Source organism: Aeromonas sp. FDAARGOS 1415, assembly GCF_019048365.1.
GTDB classification, from domain to species: domain Bacteria; phylum Pseudomonadota; class Gammaproteobacteria; order Enterobacterales; family Aeromonadaceae; genus Aeromonas; species Aeromonas taiwanensis.
Genome location: NZ_CP077363.1, coordinates 3,440,847 through 3,458,663 on the forward strand (window position 1 = coordinate 3,440,847; position 17,817 = coordinate 3,458,663).

Consider the following 17,817-nt stretch of genomic DNA (forward strand, 5'->3'; position numbering starts at 1 on the left):
TCACGCCTCCCTCTCTCTTTTTGTACGCTTCCCGGCCGCTCGCGATTCAGGGAGCGAGCTGGGTCAGGGCCTGCTGGCAACGTTGCTCGGCTGCCTCCAGCTCCAGCAGCACTATCTGGATGTCTTCCAGCTGCTGTTGCAGCGCCTCCCGCTTGTCGGCCACCAGTCCCAGCATGGTCTGCAACTGGGAGCGGCTGCTCTTGTCCGCGTCATAGAGATCGAACAGCTCGCGGATCTCCGCGAGGCTGAATCCCAGGCGCTTGCCGCGCAGGGTCAGCTTGAGACGTACCCTGTCCTGACGGCTGTAGATCCGGGTCTGCCCCTGGCGGGTCGGGTTCAGTAGCCCCTGATCCTCATAGAAACGGATGCTGCGGGTGGTCACATCGAACTCACGGGCCAGCTCGCTGATGCTGAAGGTACGGGTGTCATCCTTGGATTTGGTCATAGGGCTATCTTGGCTGTCATCTGGTTGTCAATGCAGGCTGGCACCTTACCCAAACGTCAACTTCCCCGCAAGTCTTGTTCCGGTGGCGGCGGCGGCATATGTTATCCCAATGTAACAAGGAGAGTGCTATCGATGGATATCGTGATTGTGGCGGCCAAACGTACCCCCATGGGGGCGTTCCAGGGGGCCCTGAGTTCCCAGAGTGCACCCGAGCTCGGCGCCTGTGCCATTCGCGCCGCCTTGGCGGCGGCGGGCATCGGCGGGGAGCGGGTCGATGAGGTCTATCTGGGCAACGTGCTCAGCGCCGGGGTCGGGCAAGCGCCGGCCCGTCAGGCGGCGCTCAAGGCCGGCCTGCCGGACAGCGTGCCCTGTACCACCCTCAACAAGGTGTGCGGCTCCGGCATGAAGGCAGTCATGCTGGCGGCGGATGCCCTGCGCCTGGAGGAGGTCGAGGTGGTGGTGGCGGGGGGCATGGAGAGCATGAGCCGCGCCCCCTATCTGCTGGACAAGGCGCGCAGCGGTTTTCGCATGGGCCATTCGACCGTGCTGGATCACATGTTCCTGGACGGTTTGCAGGATGCCTACGAGGGGCACCTGATGGGTCACTATGCCCAGCTGAGTGCCGATAAGGCCGGACTGACCCGTGCCGACATGGATGCCTTCGCCATCGCCTCCCTGGAGCGGGCCCTGGCGGCTCAGCAGAGCGGCGCCTTCGGGGCCGAGCTGACCCCGGTGATGGCGGCGCAGACCCTGCTGCTGGCGGAGGATGAACAACCGGGGAAGGCGAGGCCCGACAAGATACCCACCCTCAAGCCGGCCTTCAGCAAGACAGGTACCATCACCGCAGCCAATGCCAGCTCCATCTCGGACGGGGCGGCGGCCCTGGTGCTGATGCGGGCCGACACGGCCAGGCGTCTGGGGGCGCCGGTGCTGGCCAGGGTGGTGGGCTACCAGAGCCATGCCGCCCTGCCGGCGGCATTTACCAGTGCCCCCGTCGGTGCCATCGAGAAGTTGCTGGCCCGGGTGGGCTGGTCGGTGGAGGAGGTGGACCTGTTCGAAGTGAACGAGGCCTTCGCCATGGTGAGCATGCTGGCCATGGCGGGGTGCCAGATCCCCCATCAGAAGCTGAACGTGAATGGCGGCGCCTGCGCGCTGGGCCATCCCCTCGGGGCCAGCGGCGCCCGCATCCTGGTGACCCTGACTCACGCCCTGCGGACCCGTGGACTGAAACGGGGGGTGGCAAGCCTGTGCATCGGGGGTGGCGAGGCGACGGCCATGGCCATCGAGGTGGATTGACGCACGGGCCCGGTGTCCGCGCAACCAGCATGAACGCCCCTCCTGGAGGGGCTTTTCTTTTATGGGGGGGCTGACTCGCCCTCCATGGCCTCAAGCTGCTGGTTGACCCAGGTGGTCGCGGCCAGATAGAGGTGGCTGACCTTCTCCTCGTTGAGCCCCAGGCGGGCGGTATTGGCGGCGATCCGCTGCCAGTCGGCCTGCTCGTAAGCCTCGCAAAAGGTGAGGTAGAACCCGAGGTTTCCCTTGCGCTCCAGCAGGGCGGTGCGCACCTCGTCTGTCAGGGGGAGGGAGCCGAGCAGCTGCTCCAGGGGTTGTCCCATCAAGACGTCCAGAAGGGAGAAGAGCCCGGTGGTAAAGGCCTGCTGTGCCTGCTGGGCCGGGGCATGGGTCTGGGCCAGCAGCTCGCAGAACCGGGCCCGGACGAGGGACATCTGATGGAGCTCGGCGCTCTTGTCGTGGCCGGCGCTGGTGGCGGCGATGAGGGCCACCAGGCGCTTGAGCTGAACATGACCCAGCGCGCTCGCGGCCTGGCGAAACGAGGCGATGGGCTGGGGAAAACCCTTGAGGTGGTTGATGTAGCGCAACAGCTTGAACGAGAGGGAGAGATCCTGGTTGAGCAGCAACTCTATCTTGTCCAGATCCGGCTCGGCCTGGTTGACCACCTTGAGCAGCTGCATCACCACCAGCTGGGCCGGCGGCATGGCGGCCTGCTGCACGATCTGGGGATGGCTGAAGAAGAAGCCCTGGAACAGCTGGACCCCGAGCTGCTTCATCCGCTCGAACTCGGCCTCGTCCTCCACCTTCTCGGCGAGATAGGTGAGGGGCAGGTGGCGGTGACTCGCCATGAAGCGTTCGATGCTGGAGATGGAGGTGCTGCGTAAGTCGAACTTGATGATGTGGATATAGGGCAGAAACCGCTCCCAGGCATAGACCAGGGTGAAGTCGTCCAGCGCCAGGCGATAGCCCAGCTCGTAGAGCTGGATCACCTTGGCCAGCAGGGCGTCATCGGGGTCGACGTCCTCCAGGATCTCGATGACGACCTTGTCCCGGGGCAGGCACTCGGCCAGGCCGTCCAGCAGCAGGGAGTAGGGGAAATTGATGAAGCAGGGGTGATCCCCCAGCAGTTGATCGATGTTCTGCTGCACGAATTGTTCGGCCACCAGTCGGGAGGTGGCCTGCTGTGCGGAGATGGGTGGAAAGACGTTGTCCAGGCTGTCGCGAAACAGCAGTTCATAGGCTTGGGTTTTCAAGTCCCGATCCAGAATGGGCTGCCTGGCTACATAGGAATACATGCATCTCTCCACCATGAGGGCAGGTCTGATTCTATGGTGAAGCGGATCACTATGCCAGTGTCGAGCGGGTCGAGGCGGTCAACAACTGGCAGAGTGCCGTGGCGCAGAGCCCTGGATCAGAAGAGGTAGTTGAGCTGCAGGCCGGCGAGCCAGGCATCCCCTTCAGAAGTGCCGCGGAAGGTGGAGGTGGTCTGCGGTATGCCGGGCTTGAGCTGCATGGTCTCGTTCACCTCGACCTGCTTGCCGTCGATCATGGTGAGACCCAGATCCAGGGATAGGTTGCGATCGATCTGGTAGCCCACGCCGGCGCTGTACCAGATCCGGTCGGAATCCGGAATGGAGATGGTACGGCGATCGGCGGGCACCGGGCTGCGATCGTAGGCCATCCCTGAGCGCAGTTGCCATTGGGGGGACAGCCGATAGGTCAGGCCGACGGCGTAGCGCCAGCTGTCCTGCCAGTGCTCGTCCTTGATGTGCATGGTGCCGTGGTGATCGAGCCCGGATTCCAGTTGCACGAACTTGCTCCAGTTGGTCCAGTTGATGCTCGAATGCAGCGCCAGGGCCGGGGTCAGCTGATGGAACAGGGCCAGCTCGGCGGTGGCGGGGAGGGGCAGATCCAGACTGCCGGTGTCGGTGAAGGTGCGTCCCTGCAGGTCGGTGCCGACGGCGTCGCCGGAGAGGGGCAGGTTCACGTCGTGGCGATAGGAGAGGCCGATGCGGGTCGCCTCCGAGAGGGTCAGCAGGGTACCCAGGTGCCAGCCAAGGGCCCAGCCATCCCCCTTGAGGTGCTTGGCGATCTTGTTGTTGGAGGGGAAGGTGCCCCCCACTTCCCCCTCGCCGTGGATGGCGCCGAGCCCGCCGCCCACGGACCAGTGCTGGTTGACGCGATACGCAAGGGAAGCCCCGAGATCCACCGTCTTGATGTCGGAGACGTTGCCGAAGTGGCCGGCGTTGTAGTTGTCCGGCATCTGGACGCCGAGGCCATAGTAGGAGGTCGCCGACAGGCCCAGCCACCACTGCTCATTCAGCGGGAGGACGAGGTAGGCGTTGGGCACCCAGGCATTGCCGGCGATGTCGTGGGCGCTGGCGTCGAGCGCCACCGGCCCCAGGGCGGTGGGCACCCGGGTCGAGCCTTCGATGTTGACGTCGGGCCGGATATGGATGACGCCACCGGAGAAGGCGGTGCGCTCGAAGCGGGTCATGGCGGCGGCGTTGCGGGCTAGTACGCTGGCATTGTCGGCGATGGCTGCTTCGCCTGCGAAGGCGCGCCCAAGGCCGGTGGCGGATTGCTCCGCCAGCTGGAAGCCGGCCCCCTGGGCGTGGCCAGAGAGCAGCGCCAGGGCGATGAGGGAAGGTTTGATGGTCGAATGCATGGTTTTTCCTCGGGATGAACTGGGTGCTCATTCTGTTATTCGGTTGGGGGCGGGATTTTATATGGTACGACCAGTAAGGCAACCGGGGCGGGGTCTGGGCGGGAAAAACGGGATTAAATGCTGAAAGGTATGTCTGTAACAGGTTGATAAAAAACGAAAAGAGTACACTTGTTTGCTACAAGTGTGCGCTGAGAAGGGTCGTCAGGATAAAAAAAGAGCGCCCGGGGGCGCTCTTTTCGATGACATGAAAATCAGAATTTCATGTTGAACTGGGCGGAAGCCAGCAGGGCGTTGCCGTGGGAGGTGCCTTTCCAGCGCAGCGCATCGCTGTGGCTGCGCAGGCCTTCGTTCACGTCCACTTCCTTGCCGTCCAGATAGGCCATGCCGAAATCGACGCTCATGTCCGGGTTGATGTGGTAGGTCGCGCCGGCGCTGTACCAGATACGGTCGGAGTCGGGGATGCTCAGGCTGCGGTATTCCGGCTCGATCGGGCTGTTGTCGTAGGCGAAGCCGATGCGGGCTTCCCAGGACGGGTTGACGTACCAGGTGCCACCCAGGGAGTAACGGGCGGAATCCTTGAACTTCTCGTCTTTCTGCAGGCAGACACCGTTGGCGCAGGCGTTGCTGGTGGCCTTGAGCTCCTGGAAGGCGCTCCAGTCGGTCCAGTTGACGGAGTAGTGCACCGCGAACTGCTGGTTCAGGCGGTGGTAACCGGCAAACTCGGCCTGGGCGGGCAGATCCAGCTTCAGGTTGCCGTCGACGACACGGTTGCCGGAGGTGGCACCCTGGAAGTCGCCGTCAAAGCTCAAGTCTACCTGGGAGCGGTAGGTCAGGGCGAGGCGGTTGTTCTCGTTGAATTCATACAGGGTGCCGACGTTCCAGCCAAAGCCCCAGGTATCGCCCTTCAAATGTGCCAGGCGGGTATCGGCGTTGGCGCCCGGGATGGCGGCAGCCAGGGCACCCGCATAGCGGTTCAGCTCGGCCTCGGCGTAGACGGCGTTGATGCCGGCGCCCACGCTGAAGTTGGAGTTGACGCGGTAGGCGATGTTGGGGTTGATGTTCAGGGTCAGCAGCTCGGTATCACCGGCACCGGCACCGGCCGCGAAGGTCTTGGTGTACTCGGTGGAGAGACCGTAGTTGGAGAAGAGACCGATCCCCCATGCCCACTGATCGTTCAGGGGCTGGATGAAGTAGCTGGCTGGCACGAAGGCATCGGGCGCGATGTTGCTCTCGCTGGCCGGGGTCAGCTTGTTGGAGCCGGCATAGATGTCGCCAGACACATCCACGTCGGGCTTGATATAGGTACCGGACACGGACACTGCCATCTTGTCGAAGGTGGTCATGGCGGCGGGGTTGCGGGACAGCACGGCCGCGTTGTCGGCGATGGCGGCTTCACCTGCATAGGCACGGCCCAGACCGGAGGCCGAGTGCTCGTTCAGCTGGAACGCGGCGGCGAAGGTCTGGGTGCTGGCCAGGGTCACGGCCGCAGCGATCAGGCTTTTCTTGAAAAAGGCAGTCGTCATAGTGTTCTCTCGTTTTGTAAGCAGATTTTTTGTCGACATCCGGGCTCTTTGGCCCCTGTAGACGACAAGATCCGTTGTTATGTCAGCTTCTTCCCATACATTTCTGGCGTGATTCTATGGATCTGGTAGGAGGTAAGAAATCAGACCAGTGACAGCAGAATACATAAAAGTTTCCATTATGTTAATCATTTGTTTTAATCAGCCGCTTTATTGGTCTGTTTTATCCATTATTGGATAAATAAGATACAAAAGGTTTCGTTTGTGTCATTCAAAAAAATTGGCAGAAATGTGAGTTCGAGTGGGCAATGAGCAGGAACGTGCGGGGATTTTGAGATGAACAGGCAGACAACTAAGGTGTCTGCCTGTGGCATGGCGAACGGCCGGACCGGGTCAGCCGGGGTTAAGGTCTGTTAAATGGACCACTGCAGGCGGGACTCCAGCTGGCGGGCGACCGGGGCGAGTGACTCCTGCATGTCGCCGATGAGCACCATGTTGGCTCCTTTGAGCGGCAATATCTCCCCCTTGAGCCGGCCATCGGCGAAATCGGGCTGGATCGCCAGTGGCAGATGCTTGGGCACCAGGAACAGGGTGACCGGCCCCATCTTGCCCTGGATCACCATGTGCAGTGCCGGCCCCTGATAGAAGGCACAGTGATTGACATAGGTGACCTTCATGCCCGGCATGTCCGTCAGGGTGGCGCCATATTTCTCCATCTTGGCGTTGATGGTCTGCAGGCTCACCTTCTCGTCCACATTGTGGATGAAGGGTTCCTCCCCGTAGACGTGGGCCATGGCGATCTGGGCCAGGGAGAGGGGCTCCACGGCCGGGGGCCAGCTTATCCAGCGGGTTCCCATGCCGAGCAGGAAGGCGACCGAGGCCGCGATGGCGACAGATCGCCAGCCGGTGCGCGGGGCCGGGGGAGGAAGGGGAATTACCACCTCGTCATTTGCCTCCATCGCCTGCCTGAGCAGGATCCGCTCGGCCAGTCCGGTCGGCACCTCCACCTCCAGGGTGCGGCGCAGCGTGCGATCCAGCTGCTTCATCTCCTCCAGGTGCTTGCGATTGGCAGGAGACATCTCTGCCGCCTCGAGGAAGGCGGGGTCCTTGTCCGAAGGATGGGTGATGGCCCGGCGGCGAAATTCAAGCTCATCCATTGGTGTGTCCTCTCTGTTGAGCCGCAGACTCCATGGCCTCTTTTATCTGGTTGCGGGCCCGAAACAGCCGCGTCATGACGGTGTTCTTGTTCAGGCCGAGTTGTTCGGCGATCTCCTCACCGCTGAATCCCCCCAGCACCTGCAACAGCAGGGGCTCCTGATATTCGGCGGGCAGGCGGGCGATGTGGCGCCTCAGCCACTCGTGTTCCATCTCCTGCTCGTTGTGCAGCGCGCCCGGATCGCTCTGGGGATGCTCGTCGAGATCGATGAGGTCGAACTGCTTGCGCTCGAAGCGCCGGGCATTCTCCCGCCGCAAGATGGTGATGAGCCACGCTTTGGCTGCCTTGTCGTCTTGCAGGGTGTCGATCGCCTTCCAGGCGCGCAGGAAGGTCTCCTGCACCAGGTCTTCGGCCACTTGCGGATCCCGGCACAGCCAGTAGGCATAGCGGTAGATGTCCCCGTGCAGGGCGTGCACCAGGGCCTCGTATTTGATTTGTTTGTCTGCCATCTCCTGATAGACCGGACTAGTCGAGGGATCCTTTCCCGTTCCCGCATTTTTTTTTCTAAAAAAACCTAACGCCATGAAGGGGTGTCCTTGTTCATGAGTGGCTCGTGGCAGGCATCAGAAGCGTCGCCACGCCAGCGTGCCAAGACCATAGGCTATCGCAAAAGTTTCCCGGGCGCACAGCCCCCGGGCGAGGGCCTGCCAGTGAGGCATGTCTCCCCCGGGCGGGCCGAAACAGGCCCGATCCAGCGCATCGAGCAGGGGGCCCATGACGGGATCCCGATGGCAGGGCAGGCTGGCAAGGTGCTGGCAGGGGGCACCCCAGCGCAGCGATGCCCAGGCCAGCAGGGCTTGTCTGGCCGCGTCCGGCGCACGGGCGGCAAGGGCACGCTGCAGGCGATAGAAGGCGAGCCAGCGTGGCCCGCGCCGCCACAAGGCGCGCAGCAGGAGTGCCCATCCCACCCAGTGGAGGCTGTCCGGGGAGGAGCCCGGCCCAGCGTCTACCTCCTCGCTCGCCCCCTCTTCGAATACCAGGGTGTGGGCCGGCAGCCGCACCTCTTCGATGCGCCCGCTTTGGGTGCTGAACCAGCGCAGGCTCTGGGCCGGCAACTCATAACGGCCCGCCGCCCCGGCCGTCAGGGCCTGGCGCCATTGGCGCTCGACGCGCAGCGCTCCCTCGGCCACGAAACGCTCCTGCTGCTGCTCGCCGTCCGGCTTCATGGAGAGGCCGGCGGGCAGGGGCGGTGCCGGCAGGGGAGGCAGGCGGTTGCCATCCCCCCCTTCCATCACCAGGGTGAGGGTGCGGATCACCGGCTCACCGACTCTGGCCCTCGCCGGGCTGAAGTGCTGGCGCAGCACCAGACTGCTCGCCACCGGCTCCAGGGGGGCCTTGTCCACCTTGATAAAGAGGGTCGCCGCTCTGGCGGACAGCAGATCTCCCGCCTTCCCCGGCGCGGTCGCACCAGCCTCGTCCTGATGCGGCAACCGCCCCTGAAAGCGGGGGGATTCGACGGGATGGAGCCCGGGCGCTTTGGCCTGCAGCAGCCATTTTCGCGTGAGACGCCCCGGCAGGCCGGGGCTCGCAGGGGACTCCCAGCGATCGTCGCCGAGGCGGCGAATGGTGAAGGGGGGCGCGATGGGCTCGCCGAGGTTGGGGGTGTCCAGGTTGGCCGGCAGCCACAGGGTCAGCTGATAGATGAAGGGCTTACCCGGGTAGAGCGGGCCCTGATGCAGTACCTGGGCCTGGAGCTCGACGGGAGAGAAGATCCGATCCTGCCGAGGCACCAGGGTGGCCGCCGAGCCCGTCTGGGTGCCCGTCGGCACGGCCAGTTCTGGGGTAAGCCCGGCCCCGAGGGCGAGGGGCGGCACCCGGCTCGGGCTGGTGTCCAGCAGGTGCAGGGGGATCTGCCAGCGGGTCAGGTCGCTGATCTGGGTGCTGGCGCGGCTAATGCTGACCCGCCCCACCGCAAACTGGCTCAGCAGAGGCTGGAGGTCGAGCGCGTCATCGTGCAGCACCCCGTCGGCCTCGATGATGAGCAGCCAGTCGCGCTCGCTCGCCCCCGGCAGCAGCTCGGCCCGTGGGGGCGCGGCCAGCGCCGGGAAGGCGAGCAGGGGGATCAGCAGCAGCCAGCACAGTTGCGACAGGCCCGTGCCAGCGCACCTCAGGCGTGAGGGGATGCTCGTGATCACCAGGGCTCCTCCACCTTGATCAGGGGGCGGCGCTGGGCCTCCTTGCGCAGGCGCTGCTCCAGCAGCAGCACGGGTGGCGCCGGGGGACGGGGCTCTTCCGAGGCATCGGCTGGCTCGGGACGCGTCCCCGGGGCTGGCGGCGAGGGGGCCTCCTCGGGTGGTCTGGCCCGCAGCAGCGCCAGGTTGTACAGGGCGTCCTGGTGGCCGGGCTCGCGCTTGAGGGCGGCCAGATAGGCCTGCTCGGCCGCGTCGAGATCCCCGAGCCAGACCAGGGCATTGCCCCGGTTGTAATGGGCGGTGGCGCTGTCGGCCCGGCCATAGGCGGCGACGGCCCTGGCATGGTCGCCGGCCCGATACCAGGCATTGCCCTGCCAGACGGGATCCTGGAAGGTGCGGGCCGCTTCCTCATAGTGCCCCTGCTGGAAGGGGCTCCAACCCTGCCGATCCTGCCAAGAGACGGAGGCTGCCAACAGGGGGAACGGAGGCAGGCTCACCACGATGAGCAGCAGCCAGTGCGCACCGATGCGGGCCAAGAGCGCCAGAGGCAGCAGGGGGAGCAGCAGCCAGGGGCCGAGATCCCGGGACTGGCCCTGGGTCGGCGTCTGGCCCAGGGGCAGCGGGGCAAAGCGGGGCACGCCGTTTTGCAGCCACTGGAGCCTGCCCCCCGTGCTGGCCGCGAGGCGCGCCATGGCCCCTTCGTCGGGGGCGGGCAGGGGACGGCTCAGGGCGCGACCGAGTGACCTGCGTTCGGCGGGCACGGGGGGCAGCCTGGCCTCCTTGCCGGCGTTGACCAGCAGGATGTCGAGGCGGGGCGAGGCCCCTTGGGGGCAGAAGAGGGTGTCAAGACAGGGCCAGAGGGCGGCGATGCGATCTCGCTGGGCTTGGGACAGGCCGTCGGTGACGAGCAGCAGGCGTGCGGGCTGGCCTGATGGGATCTGCGCAAGGGCCAGGGCCACGGCGCGCTCCGGTGCACTGCCCTGAACGGGCATGATGGCCGGGCGCAGGTCCGGCAGCAGCAGGACAATGGCCTGATGATCCCGGGTCGGCGGCATGGCGAGATAGGCATCCCCGGCAAACAGGATGAGGCCGAGGGGATGGGGCGATGGCCGCGCATCCTCCCTGGCCAGCATCTCCTGAAGCAGCAGCCGGACCCGGGTCGCCCTGTCGGGGGGCAGATCCTCTGCCAGCATGGAGTCCGAAAGATCCAGCAGCCAGAGATCGAGCGCCGGGCTCTGGATGGGGAGGCTCTGTTGGCGCAGGGCGGGGCCCGCGAGGGCCAGGATCACCGGCAGGCAGGCGAGCCAGAGCCAGGGAATGGCCCGGTGCCGGGACGGCAGCAGATAGGCCTGCATGGCGGGGGAGAGCAGTCCGGGCTGGTGACGGCGCCGCCATCCCTGCCACAGCCAGGGGATCAGGGCCAGCAGCCAGAGCGGGCGCAGCAGGATCAGCTCCATGAAGAAGCTCCTTGACGCTTATTCATGGGGCCGCTCCCGTGACGGTTGCGGGCGTGCCGGCCACTGCCAGCGCCCTGGCCACGCCAGCAGCAGCAAGGCCAGGGCCAGCGGCCAGGGGTAGAGCTCCAGGTGGGGGCGTGCGAGGATCCGGGGGCGAGCGAGGGGCTCCAGGGTGTCGATGGCCTGGTTGATGGCGGCCAGATCCCCCTGGCTGCGGGCGCGAAAATAGCGCCCCTGCCCCAGGGCCGCCAGCTGCTGGAGCAAAGGTTCATCGAGCTCGGCGCTGGGGTCCTCCTCCCCAAGGGGATGGGCAAAGGTGTCAGGGTCGGCGCCCACTCCCAGGGTATAGAGGCGGATGCCGGCGGCCACGGCCCGTTTGGCCTCGGTCAGGGGATCCGCGTTGCCCGAGGTGTTGCGCCCGTCCGTGACCAGCAGCAGGGCGGTGGGGCGGGCGGGATCCGCGTGCTGGCGGGCCAGTTGTATGGCCTCGCCGAGGGCCGTGGTGCGCCCCGCCAGATCGAAGTCGAGCTCCTGGGTGAGGGCGAGCAGGGCCCGGGTCTCCTGGGTCAGGGGGGAGAGCAGGTAGGCGTGGTCGGCGAAGACGATGAGGGCGATGCGATCGCCCGGGCGCGAGGCGATGAGCCCGGCAATCTGCTGGCGCACCGCGGCCAGCCTGTCCTTCTGCTGCCCCTCGTCCAGCATGTCCTGGGTGCGCATGCTGTCGGAGAGATCCACCGCCAGGATAAGATCCCGGCTGCTCTGGTAGTGGATGACGGGCGCTTCCTGCCATTGGGGGCGGCACAGGGCCAGCACCAGGGCACACCAGCAGAGCGCCATGCGCCAGACGGGCTGCCCCCCCTGGGGATGCAGCAGGGGAAAACCGCCGTGAGAGAGGCGCGTGCGGCCCCTGTCACCCGCGAGGGGTGGCAGGCCGAAACGCACCAGCAGCGGCAGGACGAGGGCGAGGGCGAACCAGGGCCAGGCGAGGATCATCTCTTCCCCCCGTCGGGCCGGCGTATCCGGGTCAGCCGCGGCGTGGCGACACAGCGGCGTCCCCATCGAAGGTAAGCGCGGCGAAGCCTTGCGCGCTCTGCCTCGTTCGGCTGCGCCGCGCCATAGAGCCAGTGCGGCCACTGTCCGGCAAACAGGCTGAAGTCGCTCCCGCCCTTGCGATCGAGCCAGGCGAGCCAGGCCTCTCCTTGCAGGGGACCCGCCTCGGGCCAGCGGGCGAGGGCCGCCTCCCGCAGCGCGGCGTGCAGCCGAGGCACGAGATCCTCCCCCTGCCAGAGCAGCTGGCGTGCCCAGCGGCGCTGGCGCCAGAGGGTGCGTGCCAGGGTGGCCGCGAGCCAGAGGGCGAGCAGCGTCAGCAGCAGTCCGCCCCAGGCCGCCAGGCGGGGATCAGGGGCCTCTTCCAGCGGCGCACCCGGGTGGATGTCGCGAAGCTCTGCCTGGATCGCCTGCAAGGCTGGCTCCACCGGGGAGGCCGGTACATCGGGTTGAGGGGGGCGCGGCTCGGCGCTCAAAACAGGCGACATCCGCCCTCCTGCCACTGGCGCTGCAGCGGCTCGCCGTTGTCGAGGCGATAGAGGCGCGTCACCAGGGGCATCAGTTGCTGCTGACTGGTTGCCGCCTGCTCCCTGGCCGCCTTCTGGTAGCGCTCGCGAAAGCGGGCCAGGCCGCCATCGAGCCAGCCGCTGCGCCTGCCCGCGGCCACCGCCAGCTGCCCCTGTCCGGGCAGGGTCGCCTCCAGGGGGTCGCGGATCTGCCAGTAGTGGATGTCGTGGCGCTGACCGAGGCGCTGCAACTGCTTGCACAGCCCCGGATCCAGCGGCTGGTGGTGGCTTATCAGGGTCAGCCTGGCCCCATGGGGCAGGGTGAGCCCGGCCAGGGTGTGAGCCAGAGGATGGTTAAGGGGGGCGCGATCCAGTCCCGCCTCGTAGTGGCGGCAGAGCGCCTCCAGTAGCGGCATGAGGGAGCCGTGCTGTTGCAGAGGGCGGGTCTCCAGGCCGTGACAGACGAGGGTGTTGGCCTGCTTCTCCCCTTGCCAGAGCAGGGCGGCCGCGAGCTCGCAGCCGAGGCGCGCCTTGAGCTGCGCCCCGGAGCCGAAGTACATGTCGGGGGAGAGATCCAGCAGCAGCCAGTGGGTCTGCTCCTGCTCCTCCCCGTAGAGGCGGGTGTGGGGGCGGCCGAGACGGGCGGTGACCCGCCAGTCGATATGGCGCACCTCGTCCCCGGCCTGATAGACGCGCAGCTCGCGAAAGCTCAGGCCCGGCTGGCGCCGCACTCGCCCCTGGTGTGCCAGGTGGATGCGGGCTCGCTCGCCCGATCTGGCCCAGAGCCGCACCGCCAGCAGCCTGGCGAGGGGCAGGGCGATGTCGGGATGGGCGCGGGGGGCGGTGAGTCCGGTCATGGCTGGCGCATCGTCGGGGCAGAGGCAACCGCAGGCGGGCAGAGGCTCAGGGGCATGGGATGGCATCCAGCAGCAGGGCGATCAGCGCCTCGTTGTCCAGGTTGTCCGCGAGGGCCTGGTAGCTCGGGATCAGGCGGTGGCGCAGCACGGCGGGGGCGAGGTGCTGGATATCCTCGGGCAGCACGAAGTCGCGCCCGGCGAGCCAGGCGCGGGCACGGGCCGCTCTCGCGAGGCCGATGCTGGCCCTGGGGCTCGCGCCCACCGCGATGAGGGGCTCGAGCTCGGGGCACAGGCCGCTGCCGGGGCGAGTGGCGCAGACCAGCTGCACCAGATAGTGTTCGAGGCGCCCCTGCATCTGTACCCCCTGAACGGCGGTGCGGGCCGAGAGCAGGTCGGCCTGGCTCAGGGTCAATGGCGGTGGTGGCAGGGCCTCGCCCCGGGCGTTGAGCTGGAGGATGGCGAGCTCCATGGCGGGGCTGGGGTAATCCACCAGCAGCTTGAGGAGGAAGCGATCGAGCTGGGCCTCCGGCAGGGGATAGGTCCCCTCCTGTTCTATGGGGTTCTGGGTGGCGGCCACCATAAAGAGGGGGGGCAGGCGCCAGCTCTTCTTGCCCACGGTGATCTGGTGCTCGGCCATGGCCTCCAGCAGGGCGGACTGCACCTTGGCCGGGGCCCGGTTTATCTCGTCCGCCAGCACCAGGTGGTTGAACAGGGGGCCGGGTTGAAAGACGAAGCTGGCGTCCTGGGGGTGAAACACCTCGCTGCCGGTGAGATCGGCGGGCAGCAGATCCGGGGTGAACTGGATGCGGGCGAAGCGCCCCTCCACGGCCCCGGCCAGCGCCTTGACGGCCCGGGTCTTGGCAAGACCGGGCGCCCCCTCGATCAACACATGTCCTTCACATAACAGGGCAATGAGGAGTCCCTCGATGAGGGAGCCCTGTCCCAGGATCTGGCTGCCCAGATAGTCTCCAAGTGCTCTGAACTCGGCCGCTGCCATGCGATAAACCCGTTGTTTTTATGGAAGTTGATCTTTTTATACCCCAGTTGGCTCACAAGGGCGAGGGAGGGTGGCAAGATGGGAACAATTTAGTTTCAATCAGCTGTATGAAAGTTGTGAGTGGATTGTTAAGATGTGGCGCAATGAGGTCTGACCTCTGCCTTTTTAACCCAAGGAGCCAGGATGAAACAGCCATTGAAACTGACGACTCGCCAGGGCGAACGGATAGCCGTCGTGGCGGGTCTGCGCACCCCCTTTGCCAAGCAGGCCACCGCTTTTCACGGCGTGCCTGCGGTGGATCTCGGCAAACTGGTGGTGAGCGAGATGCTCGCCCGCACGGATCTCGATCCCAAGCTCATCGACCAGCTGGTGTTCGGCCAGGTGGTGCAGATGCCGGAAGCCCCCAACATCGCCCGCGAGATCGTGCTCGGCACCGGCATGAGCGTCAGTACCGATGCCTATAGCGTGTCGCGCGCCTGCGCCACCAGCTTCCAGGCGGTGGCCAACGTCACCGAATCCATCATGGCGGGCTCCGTGGACATCGCCATCGCCGGCGGTGCCGACTCCTCCTCCGTGCTGCCCATCGGGGTGAGCAAGTCCCTGGCCCGCGCCCTGGTGGATCTCAACAAGGCGCGCAACCTCCAGCAGCGCTTCAACATCCTGCGCCGCCTGCGCCTGAAAGACTTGCTGCCGGTGCCGCCCGCGGTAGCCGAATACTCCACCGGCCTCTCCATGGGGCAGACCGCCGAGCAGATGGCCAAGACCCACCAGATCAGCCGCGAGGCGCAAGATGCGTTGGCCCACCGCTCCCACACCCTGGCCGCCGAGGCCTGGGCACAGGGCAAGTTGAATGGCGAGGTGTTCACCGCCCACGTGCCCCCCTACAAGTCGCCGCTGGAGCGAGACAACAACATCCGTGAAAGCTCGGATCTGGCGAGCTACGCCAAGCTCAAACCCGTGTTTGACCGGGCCCACGGCTCGGTGACCGCCGCCAACGCCACCCCGCTCACCGACGGCGCCGCCGCCGTGCTGCTGATGCGCGAAGGGCGTGCCCGCGAGCTCGGCCTCGAGCCGCTCGGTTACATCCGCAGCTTCGCGTTTTCCGCCATCGACGTGTGGCAGGACATGCTGATGGGGCCCTCCTACGCCACCCCGCTGGCGCTGGACCGCGCCGGCATCACCCTTGGCGATCTCACCCTTATCGACATGCACGAGGCCTTCGCCGCCCAGACCCTGGCGAACCTCAAGATGTTTGCCAGCCACGAGTTTGCCCGCGACAGGCTGGGCCGGGATCAGGCCATCGGCGAGGTGGACATGGACAAGTTCAACGTGCTCGGCGGCTCCCTGGCCTACGGCCACCCCTTTGCCGCCACCGGGGCGCGCATGATCACCCAGACCCTGCACGAGTTGCGGCGTCGGGGAGGGGGACTGGGGCTCAACACCGCCTGTGCGGCGGGTGGGCTGGGTGCGGCCATGGTGCTGGAGGTGGAATGATGAGTGCCAAGACTTTTTCTCTGGATATTCGCAAAGACGGCATCGGCATCCTCACCATGGATGTGCCCGGTGAGAGCATGAACACCCTGAAGGCCTCGTTTGCAGACGAGATCCGCACCCTGCTGGCCGAGGTGAAGGGGAACGGCGACCTGATCGGCCTGGTGATCGTCTCCGGCAAGAAGGACTCCTTCATCGCCGGGGCCGACATCGCCATGCTGGCGGCCTGCACCAGCGCCCAGGACGCCGAAGCGCTGTCCCGGGCCGGGCAGGAGGTGTTTGCCGAGATCGAATCCTTGGGGATCCCGGTGATCGCCGCCATCCACGGCCCCTGCCTCGGCGGCGGGCTGGAGCTGGCGCTCGCCTGCCATGGCCGGGTGGTGACCGATCACGGCAAATCCGTGCTGGGGCTGCCGGAAGTGCAGCTTGGCCTGCTGCCGGGCTCCGGCGGTACCCAGCGTCTGCCGCGTCTCATCGGCGTGGCCAAGGCACTGGATCTGATGCTGACCGGCAAGCAGGTTCGGGCCAAGCAAGCCAGGAAGCTGGGGCTGGTGGACGACGTGGTGCCACCCTCCATCCTGCTGGAGGCCGCCGTCAAGCTCGCCAAGAAGGGCAAGCCGCGCCACCGCCTGAAGCGGGATCTGCAGGGCAAGGTGCTGGAGACCAACTCCCTCGGTCGCAAGGTGTTGTTCGATCAGGCCCGCAAGGGGGTGAAGGCCAAGACCCGCGGCAACTACCCGGCGCCGGAGCGCATCATCGAGGTGGTGCGCATCGGCGTGGAGGAGGGGATGAAGGCCGGCCTGCAGGCCGAGGCCCGCCACTTCGGCGAGCTGGTGATGACGCCGGAATCCGCCGCCCTGCGCTCCCTCTTCTTCGCCACCACAGAGATGAAGAAGGAGGTGAGCTATCAGGGGGCCGCGCCGCGCAAGGTGGGTCATGCCGCCGTGCTGGGCGGTGGTCTGATGGGGGGCGGCATCGCCTTCGTCACCGCCACCAAGGCGGGGGTGCCGGTGCGGATCAAGGATGTGGCGAGCGCCGGCATCGGCAACGCCATGCGCTACAGCTACGACATCCTGGCCAAGAAACTCAAGCGCCGTCATATGCTGCGCAGCGAGCTGGAGAAGCAGATGAGCCTGCTCACCGGCACCCTGGACTACTCCGGCTTCCACCGGGTCGACATGGTGGTGGAGGCGGTGTTCGAGGATATCAACCTCAAGCACCAGATGGTGCAGGACGTGGAGCGCGAGTGCGGTGAACACACGGTGTTCGCTTCCAACACCTCCTCCCTGCCCATCCACCAGATCGCCTCGGCGGCGGCGCACCCGGAGCGGGTGGTGGGGCTGCACTACTTCAGCCCGGTGGACAAGATGCCGCTGGCGGAGATCATCCCCCACGCCGGCACCAGTGCCGAGACGGTGGCCACCACCCTGGCCTTTGCCCGGGCCCAGGGCAAGACCCCCATCGTGGTGAAGGACGAGGCGGGCTTCTACGTCAACCGTATCCTGGCCCCCTACATGAACGAGGCGGCGCGCCTGGTGCTGGAAGGGGAGCCGGTGGAGGTGCTGGACGGCGCTCTGCTCGACTTCGGCTTCCCGGTCGGCCCCATCACCCTGCTGGACGAGGTGGGGATCGATGTGGGGGCCAAGATCTCCCCCATCCTCGAAAAAGAGTTGGGTGGCGAGCAGTTCCAGGCGCCCAAGGCGTTTGACAAGCTGCTCGAGGATGAGCGCAAGGGGCGCAAGAACGGCAAGGGCTTCTACCTCTATGGCAAGGCGGCCCCGCGCAACAAGCTCACCGGCAAGGAGGGCAAGAAGACGGTGGACGCGAGCGTCTACGACGTGCTCGGCGTCACGCCGCTGGCCAAGCTGGGCCGCCAGGAGATAGCCGAGCGCTGCGTGCTGCTGATGCTCAACGAGGCGGCCATGGCCCTGGATGGCGGTGTGGTGGCGTCGGCTCGTGACGGCGACATCGGCGCCATCTTCGGCATCGGCTTCCCCCCCTTCCTGGGCGGCCCGTTCCGCTACATGGACACCCTCGGCATCGAGTACCTGGTGGGGCGCCTCGAGCACTACCAGAAGCGCTTCGGTGATCGATTCGCCCCCTGTGCGCGGCTGAAAGCGATGGCGGCGGAGCAGCAGACCTTCTACTGATGGCGTGTTGGCCCCTGCGCTGGCGAGGCGACCTCATG

15 protein-coding genes are annotated in these 17,817 nt (G+C 66.3%); 3 read left to right on the forward strand and 12 right to left on the reverse strand.

Going from position 1 to position 17,817, the window contains the following annotated elements; genetic code table 11:
* Positions 1 to 46 precede the first annotated feature (46 nt).
* Positions 47 to 445 carry a MerR family DNA-binding transcriptional regulator gene (locus I6L45_RS16150; protein WP_043760708.1) on the reverse strand — a complete coding sequence of 133 codons (399 nt, stop codon included), beginning with the start codon at positions 443 to 445 and terminating at the stop codon, positions 47 to 49.
* A 132-nt stretch (positions 446 to 577) separates the two neighbouring features.
* Between I6L45_RS16150 and I6L45_RS16155 the strand changes: the two genes are divergently transcribed.
* The gene (locus I6L45_RS16155) at positions 578 to 1,741 is read left to right on the forward strand and encodes an acetyl-CoA C-acyltransferase (RefSeq protein WP_043760706.1); all 1,164 of its coding nucleotides are present in this window, start codon (positions 578 to 580) and stop codon (positions 1,739 to 1,741) included.
* A gap of 59 nt (positions 1,742 to 1,800) precedes the next feature.
* Here the strand turns inward: I6L45_RS16155 and I6L45_RS16160 are convergent, their stop codons facing one another.
* The 11 genes from I6L45_RS16160 to I6L45_RS16210 all read right to left on the reverse strand — a co-directional run bounded on the left by I6L45_RS16160 (position 1,801) and on the right by I6L45_RS16210 (position 14,138).
* On the reverse strand, positions 1,801 to 3,033 hold the full coding sequence (locus I6L45_RS16160) for an EAL and HDOD domain-containing protein (RefSeq protein WP_210548648.1): 1,233 nt from the start codon (positions 3,031 to 3,033) through the stop codon (positions 1,801 to 1,803).
* Positions 3,034 to 3,149: 116 nt separating this feature from the next.
* Positions 3,150 to 4,406, reverse strand: a complete 1,257-nt coding sequence (locus tag I6L45_RS16165) for an outer membrane protein transport protein (RefSeq protein ID WP_216982620.1) — start codon at positions 4,404 to 4,406, stop codon at positions 3,150 to 3,152.
* A gap of 251 nt (positions 4,407 to 4,657) precedes the next feature.
* Positions 4,658 to 5,929, reverse strand: coding sequence for an outer membrane protein transport protein (locus I6L45_RS16170; protein ID WP_216982621.1), 1,272 nt, complete (start codon positions 5,927 to 5,929; stop codon positions 4,658 to 4,660).
* A 410-nt stretch (positions 5,930 to 6,339) separates the two neighbouring features.
* Positions 6,340 to 7,083 carry a DUF3379 domain-containing protein gene (locus I6L45_RS16175; protein WP_216982622.1) on the reverse strand — a complete coding sequence of 248 codons (744 nt, stop codon included), beginning with the start codon at positions 7,081 to 7,083 and terminating at the stop codon, positions 6,340 to 6,342.
* Complete coding sequence (locus I6L45_RS16180; RefSeq protein WP_216982623.1) at positions 7,076 to 7,666, reverse strand: sigma-70 family RNA polymerase sigma factor; 591 nt, start codon at positions 7,664 to 7,666, stop codon at positions 7,076 to 7,078. The genes I6L45_RS16175 and I6L45_RS16180 overlap by 8 nt, the downstream gene beginning before the upstream one ends.
* A gap of 39 nt (positions 7,667 to 7,705) precedes the next feature.
* Positions 7,706 to 9,223, reverse strand: a complete 1,518-nt coding sequence (locus I6L45_RS16185) for a hypothetical protein (protein ID WP_254204395.1) — start codon at positions 9,221 to 9,223, stop codon at positions 7,706 to 7,708.
* 50 nt (positions 9,224 to 9,273) lie between these two features.
* Positions 9,274 to 10,731 (reverse strand): VWA domain-containing protein, encoded by a 1,458-nt coding sequence (locus I6L45_RS16190; protein WP_216982624.1) that lies wholly within the window; start codon positions 10,729 to 10,731, stop codon positions 9,274 to 9,276.
* 18 nt (positions 10,732 to 10,749) lie between these two features.
* A complete protein-coding gene (locus I6L45_RS16195; RefSeq protein WP_216982625.1) occupies positions 10,750 to 11,724 on the reverse strand; it encodes a VWA domain-containing protein in 975 nt (324 codons plus the stop codon).
* Positions 11,721 to 12,266, reverse strand: a complete 546-nt coding sequence (locus I6L45_RS16200) for a DUF4381 family protein (RefSeq protein ID WP_216982626.1) — start codon at positions 12,264 to 12,266, stop codon at positions 11,721 to 11,723. Before I6L45_RS16200 ends, I6L45_RS16195 begins: the two co-directional genes overlap by 4 nt.
* A complete protein-coding gene (locus tag I6L45_RS16205; RefSeq protein ID WP_216982627.1) occupies positions 12,251 to 13,141 on the reverse strand; it encodes a DUF58 domain-containing protein in 891 nt (296 codons plus the stop codon). The genes I6L45_RS16200 and I6L45_RS16205 overlap by 16 nt, the downstream gene beginning before the upstream one ends.
* Positions 13,142 to 13,187: 46 nt before the next feature.
* The gene (locus I6L45_RS16210) at positions 13,188 to 14,138 is read right to left on the reverse strand and encodes a MoxR family ATPase (protein WP_216982628.1); all 951 of its coding nucleotides are present in this window, start codon (positions 14,136 to 14,138) and stop codon (positions 13,188 to 13,190) included.
* Positions 14,139 to 14,321: 183 nt separating this feature from the next.
* On the opposite strand from I6L45_RS16210, the gene fadI reads away from it, so the two are divergent.
* Positions 14,322 to 15,632 (forward strand): acetyl-CoA C-acyltransferase FadI, encoded by a 1,311-nt coding sequence (gene fadI / locus I6L45_RS16215; RefSeq protein ID WP_134695766.1) that lies wholly within the window; start codon positions 14,322 to 14,324, stop codon positions 15,630 to 15,632.
* On the forward strand, positions 15,632 to 17,779 hold the full coding sequence (gene fadJ / locus I6L45_RS16220) for a fatty acid oxidation complex subunit alpha FadJ (RefSeq protein WP_216982629.1): 2,148 nt from the start codon (positions 15,632 to 15,634) through the stop codon (positions 17,777 to 17,779). The genes fadI and fadJ overlap by 1 nt, the downstream gene beginning before the upstream one ends.
* Positions 17,780 to 17,817 lie beyond the last annotated feature (38 nt).

What these genes read in the sequence shown, in the direction of transcription:
- I6L45_RS16200 (WP_216982626.1), bottom strand. Translation starts at nt 12,266, where the DNA reads ATGTCGCCTGTTTTGAGCGCCGAGCCGCGCCCCCCTCAACCCGATGTA.
- I6L45_RS16205 (WP_216982627.1), bottom strand. Translation starts at nt 13,141, where the DNA reads ATGACCGGACTCACCGCCCCCCGCGCCCATCCCGACATCGCCCTGCCC.
- I6L45_RS16160 (WP_210548648.1), bottom strand. Translation starts at nt 3,033, where the DNA reads ATGTATTCCTATGTAGCCAGGCAGCCCATTCTGGATCGGGACTTGAAA.
- I6L45_RS16195 (WP_216982625.1), bottom strand. Translation starts at nt 11,724, where the DNA reads ATGATCCTCGCCTGGCCCTGGTTCGCCCTCGCCCTCGTCCTGCCGCTG.
- I6L45_RS16190 (WP_216982624.1), bottom strand. Translation starts at nt 10,731, where the DNA reads ATGGAGCTGATCCTGCTGCGCCCGCTCTGGCTGCTGGCCCTGATCCCC.
- fadJ (WP_216982629.1), top strand. Translation starts at nt 15,632, where the DNA reads ATGAGTGCCAAGACTTTTTCTCTGGATATTCGCAAAGACGGCATCGGC.
- I6L45_RS16180 (WP_216982623.1), bottom strand. Translation starts at nt 7,666, where the DNA reads ATGGCGTTAGGTTTTTTTAGAAAAAAAAATGCGGGAACGGGAAAGGAT.
- I6L45_RS16170 (WP_216982621.1), bottom strand. Translation starts at nt 5,929, where the DNA reads ATGACGACTGCCTTTTTCAAGAAAAGCCTGATCGCTGCGGCCGTGACC.
- I6L45_RS16155 (WP_043760706.1), top strand. Translation starts at nt 578, where the DNA reads ATGGATATCGTGATTGTGGCGGCCAAACGTACCCCCATGGGGGCGTTC.
- fadI (WP_134695766.1), top strand. Translation starts at nt 14,322, where the DNA reads ATGAAACAGCCATTGAAACTGACGACTCGCCAGGGCGAACGGATAGCC.
- I6L45_RS16175 (WP_216982622.1), bottom strand. Translation starts at nt 7,083, where the DNA reads ATGGATGAGCTTGAATTTCGCCGCCGGGCCATCACCCATCCTTCGGAC.
- I6L45_RS16165 (WP_216982620.1), bottom strand. Translation starts at nt 4,406, where the DNA reads ATGCATTCGACCATCAAACCTTCCCTCATCGCCCTGGCGCTGCTCTCT.
- I6L45_RS16210 (WP_216982628.1), bottom strand. Translation starts at nt 14,138, where the DNA reads ATGGCAGCGGCCGAGTTCAGAGCACTTGGAGACTATCTGGGCAGCCAG.
- I6L45_RS16150 (WP_043760708.1), bottom strand. Translation starts at nt 445, where the DNA reads ATGACCAAATCCAAGGATGACACCCGTACCTTCAGCATCAGCGAGCTG.